Raw genomic sequence first — 13446 nt, 5'->3', positions numbered from 1 at the left:
GTAGGATCGGCGCTACGATTCGGGGCGGTTTCTGAAGGAATATGGCGCATGTGCGCGAAGCGGATCGCAGGGGCGCTGATCGCGGCGTCGGCGTTAGGTGGCGCGTCCTTCGCCGACGACGGCGCGGTGCGGTCGTTCGAGGCGCTCAGGCTTTCGGCCGAGATGGCGCGCGCGGGCAGCGCGGCGCGCGATCCGCTGCTGCTGCTGGCTGCGGCGCGGGTGCGGCGGAGCGCGCCGATCACGTTCGCTGCCGATGCCGATGATCGCAGCGCCGGCTGGATCGCCGCCGCCGAGGCGATGGCGGGCGACGATCCGCGCATCGCGACGCTTGCCGCCGACATCCGCGCCGAGGGACGCAAGGGCCGCATCGACGGGCCGCGCGTGTCGCAGGCGCGACTGGCGGCGGGCGAGCGGCGCCGCTTCACCGAGCGTTTTCGTGCCGGGCGCCCCGCCGTCGTCTATGTCGAGGGCGACGGCGACACCGATCTGGGGCTGCGTGTGGGCGCCGCGTGCCGTAACCTCGATCCCGGCGACATCAAGATTTGCTCGTGGACGCCGAGCCGGGCCGAGAGCGTCACTGTCGAGATCGCCAATCTGGGGCGGGTCGACAACCGTGTCATCCTGGGGATGAATTGATTCGAGGCTCGTTCCGCTGGCTTCTGCCCGCAGTGGCGATGCTGCTGGTCGCTGCCCCGGCGCATGCCGATCGCGCGCTCCTTATCGGCGTCGGCGACTATCCGGCGCTCGCGGCCGAATATCGGCTGGCCGCCCCCGCGCAGGACGTGGCGATGCTCGCCGCGGCACTTGCCGAGGCGGGCTTCGCGCCCGAGGCGATCACGCGCATGACCGCCGACACGCGCGTGCCGACGCGCGATGCGGTGCTTGCTGCGCTTGCCGATCTGGCGCGCGGCGCGACCGCGGGAGAGCGTGTGCTCGTCTATTTCTCGGGGCATGGCGCGCAGGCGCCGGTGGCGGTTTCGGCACGCGAGCCCGACGGGCTCGAGGAGCTCTATCTTATGCACGACGCCGCCGGCTGGGATGGTGGGCGGCGCCGCGTGCCCGGCGCGATCACCGATCGCGAATGGATGGCGGCGATCGACGCCATCCGCGCGCGCGGCGCCGATGTGTGGCTGGTCGTCGATGCATGCCACGCCGCCGGCGTCTATCGCGGCGCTGACGGGGGCGGGGTACGCACCAAGGCGGTGCCGACGGCGGCGCTCGGGATAGAAGGCCGAGTGGCGCTGGCCGATGCTGATCCCGTCGCAGCAATGCCAGGCGCGGCGTCACCCCCGCCGGGCCGGTTCGCGGCCTTCGCCGCGGCGCGTGCCGGCGCGCTCGCGATCGAGCGGCTGCTGCCGCCGGGTAGTGCCGATGCGCGACCGCTGTCGCAATTCACGCATGCACTCACGCGCGCGATACGGGCAGGGCGGCTGCGCAGCCTGCGCGACCTCGCGACGGCGATCACCGCGACCGATGCGGTGCTGGGCGGCGCGGCGCCCGAACCGTCGTTCGACGGCGCGCTCGACATGGACGTGCTGCGCCTCGCGCCCGATCGGCCACGCCGCTATCCGCTGACGCGCGCGGGGGCAACGATCCCCGCCGGGATCGAGGAAGGTCTGGCGGCGGGGGATCGCGTCCGGCTGGTCGCGCCCGGCAGCGCTGCGACGCTGGGCGAAGCCGCGGTGATCGAGGCGGCGCTGGGCGCGAGCCGGCTGGCATTGCCCGATGGCCTGCCGATGGGCGCGATCGAGGCCGAGATAATGCTTTCGCCACTCGCCGATGCCGAGGACAGGCTGCTGGCGATGCTGGCGCCGCTTGCCGGGCGGGGGGCCAGCCACGCGATCGAGGTGCGAGCGCGGCTCTGGCGTCCCGGCGCGCGGCGCGACTGTGCGCGATTGCCCGCGCGCGGCGATCCCGAAAACGCGGAGCCCGTTACGATCGAGGCGTTGCCGGTACTCGCGCAGTGCGATGTGCTGATCGTCGAGATCGCCAATCGCGGTGCCGACAGTATCGACGTGTCGCCGCTCTACGCCGATGCCGACGGGACGCTTACGGGCCTCGGCTTCCTCGACGGCGGCACCACGCGGCTGGCACCGGGCGCCATGCGCCGCGTGGCGATCCGCGCGCGGCACGAGGCTGTTGACGGCCGCCGTCTCGCGACGGGGGTCGAACGGCTCATGCTGGTCGCGCTGCCCGCCCGCACCGCGGCGCCGCGCGATCTGCGCGGGGCGGTGGGGGCGGCGTGGCGATCGGCGCCGCCGGCGCTCGATGCCGACGCGGGCATGCTCGCCTATCGCTGGCGCGTCAGCGCGACACCACCATGAACGGCGCCCAGAGCGCGGGATCGTCGCCGCCGCCGCCGCGCCGCTGTTCGGCGATGAGCGCGCGAATGGCCTGCGCGAGCGCCTGGGGCGCCGCCGCGCCGTTGCGGCTCGCGGCGATGGTGGCGACGGTCAGGCGCGACGAAACGTCGTCGCGCACCGGCCAGTGCGCGGCCAGCACGTTGCGCGCGCCAGCGAGCAGGAAGCCGCGCGCCAGCCCGGCATAGCCTGCCGCCGACAGCGAATCGCCCGCCGCGCTGTTGCACGCCGAGAGCACCACCCATTCGGCCGCGATGTCGAGCGTCGCGGCTTCGGACGCGGTGAGCAGCCCGTCGCCGGCCTGGCCCGCAACGGCCGCATCGGGCGCCAGCAGCAGCGCGGGTTCGGCGAGCGTATCGAAGTCGCCCGCGACCAGCCCGTGCGTGGCGAACGCGACGACGCCGGCCTTCGCAACGGCAGGCGTACGCAGGCGCGCCTCGGTCGCGTCGTCGCCCGTCAGCACGATGGCGCGCCTGGGGCCGATCGCGGCGGCGAGCGCGGCGAGTTCGGCGCGTGCGCCGGGCAGCGGCGGCAACGCGGCGAGCCCCTTGGCGACGCTCGATGCATCGGCCGCGATCGCGCGCGGGGACGGATCGCCAATGCCGGCGAAGCCCGTGACGCCGCTCGCGGCATCGGGCGAGCGGCCGAGCGCGGCGATGCTCGGCACCGCGCGCAGTGCCACCTGCTCGATGAGCCAGGGCGCATCGGCGGCGTCGCCGGTCGGCAGCAGGCTGAAGGGGATCGCGCTCAGCACCGGATCGGCCGCGACCGACACGAGACGCGCCTCTCCGACAAGCGCGGCGATATCGGGCGTCAGCATCGCGCGGGCGAGTTCGCGCGTGGCGGCGCGATCGAAGCTGGCGGCGAGCGGCGCATCGACGAGGTCGCGCGACGCGTCCTCGCCCGCGCGCACGCGTCCTTCGGGCAGCACGCCGTCGAGCACCCGCCGCACCAGCGCCTTGACGCGGTGGCGGCTGACAGGGTCGTGCCCGAACACGGCCCGGCTGCGCGTGACGGCGAAGGTGAACAGCCCTTGATGCGTCGTCATCGGCACCAGCAGCACTTCGCCTTCGCCCAGCCGCGCCTGCACTTCGGCGAGCGCTTCGGGCATCGGCCGCAACAGGCTGTCGAAACCCGGCATCGCGGCGTCGAGCGTCGCGGTGACGGCGGCGAGCTCGGCATCGACGGCAGCGATCTGCGTATCGAGCGCCTGCGCGGCGGCGGGATCGGCAAGCGCCTTCGTCACGCGCTCGCCATCGAGTTCGAGCCGCCGGCGCAGCAGTTCGCGCCGCTTGTCGATGGCCTCGGCAGTGGCGGGATCGCTCGCCGAAAGCCGCGCCAGCGTGGCAAGCGCGGCGCGGCCCGCGTCCGATTCGACCATCACCTGCGCGATGCGGAAGCCGAATTCGCGATCGCCCGCCCGCCGCGCGACGTCGAGCCCCTGGCCGAAGCTTTCGAGATTGCCGGCCGCACCAGTGGCGCGCGACTGTGCGACCTCGAGTAGCCGGACGCTCCGGAAAACCGACTCAAACGCCGGCCGATAGAGTGCCATGCCCCCTGCCGCGTCGCCGGAGATTGCGGTCGCATAGCCCAGCCCCATTTGCGGGTAGGTGCGCTGCGGATGGCCTTCGGCACGAACGGCGGCAATGCCGTCATGCGCGGCGCGCATGATCGCAAGACCCTCCTGATAATTGCCCGAAGCGAGCAGCGCGTCGGCGAGCGTGTTGCGAAAGATCGCTGTCGCCAGTGGAACAGCGGGCGTCGCGCGCTCGGCCAGCGCGACCGCCGCGCGTGCGTGCGCCACGGCCTCGTCGAGCTTGCCCAGGCGCCGTGCAGCCTGCGCGGCCTGCGACATGCCAGCACCCTGCGACAAGGATGCGCCCGCGCGTTCGAAACTTGCCGCGGCACGTAACCCGAAGCGCTCGGCATCCTCGAGCTTGTCGAGGCTCAGGGCGGTGATCGAAATCATGATCTCGCTGTTGCCGATCGAGTCGGCGCTCGCGCCAGCACGTTCGCGCAGTGCGAGTCCGCGCTTCTGCATCTCCAGCGCATCCGTAAGCCTGCCTTGCGCCTGCAATGCGGTTGCGAGTTGATCGTTCACCTCGAGCCGCAGCGGATGCGTGGGTTCGAGCGCGGCCATATCGTCGTTCAGCCGACGCAACAGCGGCTCGCCCAGACCGTCGGAGCGCGCGACCAGCTGCAACATCGCGAGGTACAGTCCCGCGGTAAGGCGGCGCGGATCGGCACGGTCGAGCGTTCGGTCGAGCCCGCGCCACGCCGGATCAAGCCGTGCGCGCCCTGCTGCGACATCACCAAGATTGGCGAGCGCCAGGCCCGCAGCGGCATCTGCTTCGCGACTTTCGGTGGTCTCGCCCCCCGCCAACGCGCGGCGAATGCGAGCCGCTTCGTCATGATGGGCCGCCGCATTCTTCCAGTCATTGGCGCTGTGTGCCAGCGCACCGAGCAGGCTGAACGCTTCGGCACGCAGATCACTTGGCGATGGCGCCGTTGCGGCGACGCGCGTGGCGAGTTCGATTGCCTTCTCCGGCTTCCCCTCTTGCTGAAAGCGCCTGGCTTCAACAAGTTGACCTGTGAGTTCAGTCTGCGCGCTATTATAGCCGGGTTTTCCGGCACCTGCGTCGGCTGCTGCGATCGAAGCGAATCCCGCGCAAACGACTGTCACTGCCCGAAAAATTGTAGACATTTCGCCGCCCCCAGCTTAGCCATTTACTTATACATGTCGTATCGAAGGCGCAACTTTTGGGCGCTGAGGGGGTGAAATGGATTGGCTTTGGCTTGCTCTCGGTTATCCGCCCAGCTCGCTCTCGTCGATCGATAGCTGGATCGGGACACTCAACGGCTAAACACGACGGGGGCCTAGCGCGTCCCCGCGCGCTCGCTTAGATACGCGCCCCCAATGGCCCGGATCGAAACCCCCCGCCGCGTGCGCGGCACGCAGGACATCTTCGGCGACGAGCTGCGGCGCTTCGCCCATGTGGTCGATACGTTCGAGCGCGTGCGCAGGCTCTATTGTTTCCAGCGCGTCGAGGTGCCGATCTTCGAGGATACGCAGGTGTTCGCGCGCTCGATCGGCGAGACCACCGATGTCGTCTCGAAGGAGATGTACACCTTCCCCGATCGCGGCGGCGACCTCTTGACGCTGCGGCCCGAATTCACCGCCGGCATCGCGCGCGCCTACATCACCGAAGGCTGGCAGCAGCATGCGCCGCTGAAACTGGCGACCAGCGGCCCGGTGTTCCGCTACGAGCGCCCGCAAAAGGGCCGCTATCGCCAGTTCCACCAGATCGACGCCGAAATCCTCGGCGCGCCCGAGCCCGCCGCCGATGTCGAGCTGCTGGCGCTGGCCGACCAGCTGCTGCGCGAGCTGGACATCGCCGATGGCGTGACGCTGCAACTCAACACGCTGGGCGATGCCGAGACGCGCGATGCGTGGCGTGCCGCGCTCGTCGCGCATTTCGAGGTGCATCGCGATGCCTTGTCGGACGATAGCGTCGCGCGGCTCGAGCGCAATCCGCTGCGCATCCTCGATTCGAAGGACCCGCGCGACCGCCCCGTGGCTGACGCCGCGCCGGGCATCGACGCCTATCTCACCAGCGAGGCGGGCGCGTTCTTCGAGAGCGTGACGCGCGGGCTCGATGCCGCCGGCGTGGCGTGGACGCGCAACGACCGGCTGGTGCGCGGCCTCGACTATTACCGCCACACCGCCTTCGAGTTCGTGACCGACCGGCTGGGCGCGCAGGGCACGGTGCTGGCGGGCGGCCGCTATGACGGGCTGGTCGAGAGCCTGGGCGGCCCGGCCACTGCCGGTGTGGGCTGGGCGGCGGGCGTCGAGCGGCTAGCGATGCTGCTGGATGATCCGCAGGCGCCGCCGATCGAGGCGGTGGTGATTCCGCTGGGCGATGCGGCGGCGGTACGCGCGCAGGCAGTCGTCGCCGATCTGCGGCGCGCCGGCATCGCCGTCGACATGGCGTTTCGCGGCAACATGAAGAAGCGGCTGGCGCGTGCCGACGCGCAGGGCGCGCGCTTCGCGGTCATCCTGGGCGACGACGAGATCGCGCGCGGCGAGGCGGCGGTGAAGCATCTGGCGGCAGGCACGCAGACCGCCGTCGCGCTCGATGCGCTGGCCGAGGCGCTGCGCACCGCATGACGCGCATCTCGCCCGAGCGCATCGCCGCCATCGAGGCGCGGCGCGACGAACTGCAGGCGATGATGGCGACGGGCGACCTGCCCGGCGACCGCTTCGTCGAGGTCTCGAAGGAATATGCCGAGCTCGAGCCCGTGGCGCAGGCGGCGGGCGAAGTGCGGCGGCTGCGTGCCGAAGCCGCATCGCTCGACGCGATGACGCGCGACGGCGACGAGGAATTGCGGCGCATGGCCGCCGAGGAGCTGCACGACAATCGCAGCGCGCTCGACGCTGCCGAACGCGGCCTGGCGCTGGCGCTGCTGCCGCGCGACGCCGCCGACCAGCGCCCCGCGATGCTCGAGATCCGCGCGGGTACCGGTGGCGACGAGGCGGCGCTGTTCGCCGGCGACCTGCTGCGCATGTACCAGCGCTACGCCGACAATCGCGGCTGGCGCGTCGAGCTGATCGCCGCCAGCACGTCGGAAGCGGGCGGGTTCAAGGAAGTGATCGCCAGCGTCAACGGCACCGGCGTGTTCGCGCGGCTGAAGTTCGAAAGCGGCGTCCATCGCGTGCAGCGCGTGCCCGTCACCGAAAGCGGCGGGCGCATCCATACCTCGGCGGCGACCGTGGCGGTGCTGCCCGAGGCCGAGGATGTCGATATCGCGATCGCCGACCAGGATCTGCGGATCGACGTGTTCCGCGCGTCGGGTGCCGGCGGCCAGCATGTGAACACCACCGATTCGGCAGTGCGCATCACGCATATCCCCACCGGCCTCGTTGTCAGTCAGCAGGACGAGAAGTCGCAGCACAAGAACAAGGCCAAGGCGCTCAAGGTGCTGCGCACGCGGCTGTACGAGCTCGAGCGCGAGCGTGCCGCCAGCGAGCGCGCCGATGCGCGAAAATCCATGGTCGGCTCGGGCGATCGTTCGGAGCGGATTCGCACGTATAATTTTCCGCAGGGGCGCGTGACCGATCACCGCATCAACCTGACGCTGCATCGCCTGCCCGAAATCCTCGAAGGCGAGATGGACGAGCTGATCGGCGCCTTGATCGCCGAGGACGAGGCCGAGCGGCTGGCGAGCCTCGATGGCTGAGCGCGTGCGCGCCGCGCTGGTGGCGGCGGCGCGCGACTTGGTGGGCGTTTCGGACACGCCGCGTCTCGATGCCGAACTGCTGATGGCGCATGCGCTCGGCGACACGCGCGAGACGCTGCTGCTGCGGCGGCTCGACGAGCACGCGCCGGCGGGCTTCGCGGCACTGCTCGCGCGGCGGCTGGCGCACGAGCCGATCGCCTATATCACCGGCAGCCGTGACTTCTGGACGATCCGGCTGGCAGTGGGGCCGGGCGCGCTGGTGCCGCGCGCCGACAGCGAGACGCTGGTCGAGGCGGCGGTGGCGCATTTCGCGGGCAGCGCCGGCCCCGCACGCATCCTCGATCTGGGGACGGGGCCGGGGACGCTGTTGCTGGCCTGCCTCGCCGAGTGGCCGAGTGCGACCGGGCTGGGCATCGACCTGTCGGACGCCGCACTGGCTTTCGCGCGCGGCAATGGCGCGCGGCTGGGTATCGCCGATCGTGCCGAATGGCGGCGCGGCGACTGGGCGGCCGGTGTCGACGAACGCTTCGACCTCGTGCTCGCCAACCCGCCCTATATCGGCACGGCCGAGCCGCTGCCGGCCGAGGTCGCGCGCTTCGAGCCGGCGTCGGCGCTGTATGCGGGCAGCGACGGGCTCGACGCCTATCGCGAGCTGGTGCCGCAACTGCCCGCGCTGATCGCGCAGAGCGGCGTCGCGATGGTCGAGATCGGCGCGACACAGGCCGATTCCGTAGCGGCCCTGGCCAGAGCGGCGGGGTTCGCGACCACGCTGCACCGCGATCTCGCGGGGCGGCCGCGCGCAATAGCGATGGCTTGAAGCGCAACCGCACCGTCACAATATTCCGCTTGGAGATCGCCGCGCCACGGGCTAAGACCGGCACGCGGGGCAAGCATTTTCGACCAAGTCGTTGAACGAGGAGCGTTGTCTTCCGACTGCGCTCCCAGCAACCGGGCCTTGCTCGAAACCGGGTGCCGACCCGATCCATCGTCATGCGAGCCGCTGTAGTCCGGCGGCCGTAGGCAGGCACGTTCGTCCTGACGGGCTTCGTGCGGGTAACAGGATGCGTGCCGCCGGGATGCCGGTGGCCAGGTAAGGACAGGACGCACATATCTTGATGAACAATCGTCAGGCCGGCCGCCGTCGCGGTCGTGGCGGGCAGCGCCCGCAGGGTGGTAGCCCCAATCGCATCGACAACGGCAACCGCATCGACAATCGCGCCCGCGGCAATGCCGCGCAGCTGCTCGAGAAATACAAGAATCTGGCGCGCGACGCGCAGATGCAGGGCGATCGCGTCAACACCGAATATTATCTCCAGTTCGCCGACCATTATTTCCGCGTGCTGAGCGAGAGCCGCGCCCGCTTCGAGGAGCAGGGCCAGCAGCGCCGGCAGCGCGACGACGAGGACGACGACGACGATTTCGAGATGGAAGGCGAAGCCGGCACGCCCGATGAGCGTCCGCGGCAGGAGCGGTCGCGCAACGATCGCGGCGACCGCCAGCGCGATGATCGTCAGCGTGACGATCGCCCGCGCGCCGAGCGTGCAGCGCGTGAGGATCGCCCGCGTGGCGACCGCCAGCGCGCGATGAACGGCCAGAATGGCGATGCGCGCCGCGACGAGGACGAGGCGCAGCACAATGTCGCCGAAACCCCGCGCGAGGCCGAGCCCGCCGCCGCCGAGGAAGCGCCGCGCCGGCGTGGACGTCCGCGCAAGCAGCCCGAGGCCGAAGCGGGCAGCGCCGCGATCGAGGCCGATCGCCTGCCGCCCGCACTCTCGGTCGCGGCAAGTGCCGACGACGGCGAGGAAAAGCCCCGCCGCCGCCGCCGCGTGCGCAGCGAGGACGAGGCAGTGCCACCCGCCGCCTGACGCGCCGGATCGCAGGATCATTCAAAAGGGTCGGTCGCCGTCGGGTGGCCGGCCCTTTTGCTTTGCCCGCCGCTGTTCTACGACTGGCCGACCGGATCGGGGAGGACAGGAATGCGTCTCGTCATGCTTGCCGCGCTGCTGGCGGCGCCCCCCGCGATCGCGCAGGATGCCACCCCCGTCGCCGGTGCCGGCGGCGCGCAGGGCGATGTTTCGGTCACGATCTACAACAACGATCAGGCGCTGGTCGAAGACGTGCGCCGCCTCACGCTGCCCGCCGGCGTCTCGCGCCAGGAATTCGCCGACGTCTCGCAGAACATCCGGCCCGAAACGGTGCGGCTGTCGGCCGAGGGTGTGACGATCGTCGAGCAGAATTTCGACTATGATCTGCTTTCGCCCGATGCGCTGATGGAGAAGGCGGTGGGGCGCACCGTCACCATCGTGCGCACCAATCCCGGCACCGGCGCCGAGCTGCGCGAGCAGGCGCGCGTGCTGGCGGCGAACAATGGCGTGGTGCTCGATATCGGCGGGCGGATCGAGGTGCTGCGCGACGACGGGCTGCCGGCGCGCGTGATCTTTCCCGGCATCCCGCCCAATCTGCGCGCGCGTCCCACATTGTCGGTCACGCTCGACAGCGCGCGCGCCGGCGCGCGGCCGGTGACGCTCGCCTATCTCACCAATGGCTTGGCGTGGAGCGCCGATTATGTCGCGCTGTTCGACGAGGCGGCGGGCGCGCTCGACCTGCAGGGCTGGATCACGCTCACCAATCGTGGCGACACGCCCTTCGTCAACGCCGACACCGTGCTCGTCGCGGGTGCGCCGCAGATGGCAGCGCCGCCGGGCCGCCTACGCCCGATGCCGCCCGGTCAGGCGCTGCCGGGGCGTCCGGGCACCGAGACCGCGAATCGCGAGCGCATCGGCGACTATTATCTCTATCCGCTCGAGCGCCGCACGACGATCGCCGCCAACCAGCAGAAACAGGTGAGCTTCCTGAGCGTCGGCGGCGTGCCCGCGACGCGCGGCTATCGCTTCCGCAACGCATGGCTCGGCGCGACCGAGGAGCCGGCGAGCGCCGATGCGGTGCTGTCCTTCTCGTCATCGCGCGAGGGCGGGCTGGGCGATGCGCTGCCGGCAGGCACGGTGCGCGTCTATATGCGCGACACGCGCGGGCAGCCGCAGTTCATCGGCGAGAACGCGATTGCGCACACGCCGATGGGCAGCGATCTGGCGATCCGCACCGGCGAGGCGTTCGACATCAAGGTGCGCCCCGTGGTCGAAGGGCGCGAGCGCATCGCTTCCGATGAATGGGAACGTACCGCGCGCTTCCGCATCACCACGGCCGAGGGCACGCGCGAAGTGGTGCGCGAGGATGCCGTCACCTTCTGGCGCACGCGGATGCGCTACGATCTCACCAACGCATCGCCGCAGCCGGTGACGGTCGAGGTAGTGCAGGCGGGGCTCGACGGCTGGTGGTCCGATACGCGCGTGCCGGCCGAGAGCCAGCCGGGCACGCAGGTCAGCCGCGACGAGCGAATGTGGCGCGTGCAGGTGCCGGCCAACGGATCGGCGACGCTCACCGCCAGTTTCGACACGCGCTACTGAGCGCCGCGCATGCGGCTGACGCTCCTCTGGTCGTCACTGATCGCGACCCTGCCCGTGGCGGCGCTGGGGCAGCAGGCCGAGCGCCGCGATTCGCCGGCGCCCGAGGCGGTCTCGATCTCGGTCTATCGCGACCCCGATCGCAGCGCCGATGTGGCGATCAATCGAAGCTTTCCGCAGGGCTTCGCGCTCGTCACCGAGACGCGCACCGTCGATCTGCCCGCCGGGCCGGCCGTCCTGCGCTTCGAGGGCGTGGCGAGCGGCATCCTGCCGGCGAGCGCGATCCTGCGCGGATTGCCCGGCGGCGTGCGCGAGCGCAATCTCGATGCCGACGTCCTTTCGCCGCGATCGCTCTACGACCGTTCGCTCGGGCGCCGCGTGACGATCCGCCGTACCGATCGCGCAAGTGGCACGGTGCGCGAAGCGCAGGCGGTGATCCGCTCGGGCGCCGATGGCGCCGCGGTGATCGAGACGGCCGAAGGCGTCGAGGCAGTGCGGTGCAGTGGGCTGGCCGAGGCGATCGTCTACGGCGAAGTGCCGTCAGGGCTGCCGGCGCGGCCGACTCTCTCGTTCGCGGTCGACAGTCCGGCGCCCGCGCGGGTCACGCTCACGCTTTCCTATCTGGCCGGCGGGTTCGACTGGCAGGCCGATCACGTCGTCACGCTCGGCGCCGATGGGCGGGCGCGCTGGTTCGCGTGGGGCACGCTGGCGAGCGCCGATGCGACGGGCTTCGCCGACGCGGGCACGCAGCTGATCGCCGGGCGCGTCAATCGCGAGGCGGCCGAGAGCGCGCGTGCGCTGGTGCCGCCCTCATGGCTGTCGCTGCGCTGCTGGCCGGTCGGTGCGCCACCGCCGCCTCCCCCACCACCACCGCCGCCCCCGCCGCCGCCGCCGGCTCCCATGGCGATGGCAGCGCGGATGGCCGATGCCGAGATCGTGGTGACGGGCGCGCGTGTCGCCCGGCTCGAGGCGCTGGGCGATCTCAAGCTCTATCGCGTGCCGCAGCCTGTGACCGTCGCGGCGCGCGCGCAAAAGCAGGTGGCGCTGTTCGACCGGCGCGGCGTGACGCTCCGCGCGCTATATCGCACGCGCCTCAGCGACGGCACCGCCAGTGCGAGCGAGCTGCTGCTGCGCACGCGCAACCGCGCCGCCGACGGGCTGGGCCTGCCGATCCCCGCCGGTACGCTCGCGGTGTTCGAGCCCACGGGGCTCCGTCAGGTGCTGGTGGGGAGCACGTCGATCGCCGATCGCGCCGTCGACGAACGCATCGAACTGTCGGTCGGCGAGCGCAGCGACGTGACGGTACGCGTCGAGCGCGAGCGGCAGCGCGATGGCGACGCCATGTTCGTGGCGACGGTCAGCAACGCCAATCCGCACGCGATCGAGCACGAACTTCGCCTCGCGCTGGCGGACGGCGAGGTGTTGCGGCGCCCGGCCCGCGCATGGATGCGCGAGGACGGCGCGTGGGTGTGGCGCGTGCGCGTACCGGCGAACGGCACCGCGCGGATCAGCTATCGCGTTCGAAATCGCGCCCCGGATCGCGATCCGCGTTGAAGCGGTCGACGCTTTCGTCATGGCCGCTGCCCGAACTCAGGAACACAAGCCCCATCAGCAGCCCGCCCATCAGCACGGTAAGGCCGATGCCGAGCGCGGTGGCGATGCCCATGTGCAGCGGCATGCGGCCGAGCCACCACCACAGCACCGCGACCCCCACTGCCGCGCTGACGCACGCCAGCGCGGCCATGCCCCACAGGATGCGGCGAAACCGTGCCCAGGCGAAGGCGGCATATTCGGGATCGTCCAGATCGCGCATCGCCGCATCCTAGCGGGCGCGACTGCGCGGCGGAAGCGGGCTTACCAGGGGCGGTTGTCGCGCCGATAGTCGCGGCGCGTCTCGCGCAGTTCCTGCCGGGCGCGGCGCACGTCGCGGCGATCACCGTAGAACTGCGCCTCGCGGACATTCTGCCGCGCTTCGAACACGTCGCGGCGCGTCGTGGCGCAGCCGGCGGTGAGCAAAGTCGCGGCGACAAGGCCGCCGAGAATGGCGATACGCATGATACTTCTCCTTGATAACGATTCCAGAACGCGCATCGGCCGCTACGGCTCCGCTTGACTTCGCCCCGCCACGGCGCGAGCCTTTCGCGTCGCCGGCGTCGGGCAGGATCGCGCGGCCGCGCCGGCGCTGCTGCACGCGCGACGCGGGAGACGGCCGATGACGGTAGCTGCGATCCTTTCTGCCCGTCCGCATGACGTGATCGCGATCGCGGGCGATGCGCGCGCGACCGAGGCGATCGCGCTGCTTGCCGAAAAGCGCATCGGCGCGCTGCCGGTGCTCGACGGCGAGCGCGTCGTGGGCGTGTTCTCCGAGCGCGACGTGCTCTACTGCC

Annotated in this window: 13 protein-coding genes and 1 pseudogene (1 of these 14 running past the window's edge); 10 read left to right on the top strand and 4 right to left on the bottom strand. The window is 71.3% G+C overall.

Annotated elements, in window-relative coordinates; genetic code table 11:
• Positions 1 to 48: 48 nt before the first annotated feature.
• Entirely contained in the window at positions 49 to 636 is a 588-nt protein-coding gene (locus FBR43_RS14750; protein WP_136943797.1) for a hypothetical protein, read from the top strand.
• Positions 637 to 674: 38 nt separating this feature from the next.
• A complete protein-coding gene (locus FBR43_RS14745) occupies positions 675 to 2324 on the top strand; it encodes a caspase family protein (RefSeq protein ID WP_249276678.1) in 1650 nt (549 codons plus the stop codon).
• Here FBR43_RS14745 and FBR43_RS14740 read toward each other — a convergent pair.
• Complete coding sequence (locus FBR43_RS14740; RefSeq protein ID WP_212611936.1) at positions 2305 to 4401, bottom strand: CHAT domain-containing protein; 2097 nt, start codon at positions 4399 to 4401, stop codon at positions 2305 to 2307. The two genes, FBR43_RS14745 and FBR43_RS14740, sit on opposite strands and share 20 nt — an antisense overlap.
• 3 nt (positions 4402 to 4404) lie before the next feature.
• Positions 4405 to 4461 (bottom strand): annotated as a pseudogene (locus tag FBR43_RS16640) (hypothetical protein); the annotation flags it as partial.
• Between FBR43_RS16640 and FBR43_RS16245 the strand changes: the two are divergent.
• The 7 genes from FBR43_RS16245 to FBR43_RS16355 all read left to right on the top strand — a co-directional run bounded on the left by FBR43_RS16245 (position 4450) and on the right by FBR43_RS16355 (position 12613).
• Complete coding sequence (locus FBR43_RS16245; RefSeq protein WP_212611935.1) at positions 4450 to 5139, top strand: hypothetical protein; 690 nt, start codon at positions 4450 to 4452, stop codon at positions 5137 to 5139. The pseudogene FBR43_RS16640 and the gene FBR43_RS16245 overlap by 12 nt on opposite strands.
• A gap of 138 nt (positions 5140 to 5277) precedes the next feature.
• Positions 5278 to 6528, top strand: coding sequence for a histidine--tRNA ligase (gene hisS / locus FBR43_RS14735; RefSeq protein ID WP_136943794.1), 1251 nt, complete (start codon positions 5278 to 5280; stop codon positions 6526 to 6528).
• Positions 6525 to 7598 (top strand): peptide chain release factor 1, encoded by a 1074-nt coding sequence (gene prfA, locus FBR43_RS14730; protein ID WP_136943793.1) that lies wholly within the window; start codon positions 6525 to 6527, stop codon positions 7596 to 7598. Before hisS ends, prfA begins: the two co-directional genes overlap by 4 nt.
• The gene (prmC, locus tag FBR43_RS14725) at positions 7591 to 8415 is read left to right on the top strand and encodes a peptide chain release factor N(5)-glutamine methyltransferase (RefSeq protein ID WP_136943792.1); all 825 of its coding nucleotides are present in this window, start codon (positions 7591 to 7593) and stop codon (positions 8413 to 8415) included. Before prfA ends, prmC begins: the two co-directional genes overlap by 8 nt.
• Positions 8416 to 8710: 295 nt before the next feature.
• A complete protein-coding gene (locus FBR43_RS14720; RefSeq protein WP_136943791.1) occupies positions 8711 to 9463 on the top strand; it encodes a DUF4167 domain-containing protein in 753 nt (250 codons plus the stop codon).
• Positions 9464 to 9574: 111 nt separating this feature from the next.
• A complete protein-coding gene (locus FBR43_RS14715; RefSeq protein ID WP_136943790.1) occupies positions 9575 to 11062 on the top strand; it encodes a DUF4139 domain-containing protein in 1488 nt (495 codons plus the stop codon).
• A gap of 9 nt (positions 11063 to 11071) precedes the next feature.
• Positions 11072 to 12613, top strand: coding sequence for a DUF4139 domain-containing protein (locus FBR43_RS16355; RefSeq protein ID WP_212611934.1), 1542 nt, complete (start codon positions 11072 to 11074; stop codon positions 12611 to 12613).
• Here the strand turns inward: FBR43_RS16355 and FBR43_RS14705 are convergent.
• A complete protein-coding gene (locus FBR43_RS14705) occupies positions 12567 to 12872 on the bottom strand; it encodes a hypothetical protein (RefSeq protein ID WP_136943789.1) in 306 nt (101 codons plus the stop codon). The two genes, FBR43_RS16355 and FBR43_RS14705, sit on opposite strands and share 47 nt — an antisense overlap.
• Positions 12873 to 12913: 41 nt before the next feature.
• Positions 12914 to 13114, bottom strand: a complete 201-nt coding sequence (locus tag FBR43_RS14700) for a hypothetical protein (protein ID WP_136943788.1) — start codon at positions 13112 to 13114, stop codon at positions 12914 to 12916.
• A 157-nt stretch (positions 13115 to 13271) separates the two neighbouring features.
• Here FBR43_RS14700 and FBR43_RS14695 point away from each other — a divergent pair, with 157 nt between their 5' ends.
• A protein-coding gene (locus FBR43_RS14695; RefSeq protein WP_136943787.1) for a CBS domain-containing protein crosses the window boundary here: on the top strand, positions 13272 to 13446 show its start. 254 nt of this gene lie beyond the right edge of the window; only the first 175 of its 429 coding nucleotides appear in the window; the start codon lies at positions 13272 to 13274; its stop codon lies off the right edge, out of view.

Origin of the sequence: Sphingomonas baiyangensis (assembly GCF_005144715.1) — a bacterium.
GTDB lineage: Bacteria > Pseudomonadota > Alphaproteobacteria > Sphingomonadales > Sphingomonadaceae > Sphingomonas > Sphingomonas baiyangensis.
Note: the sequence above shows the minus strand (reverse complement) of the source record. Positions and strands in the feature narration are given on the sequence as shown.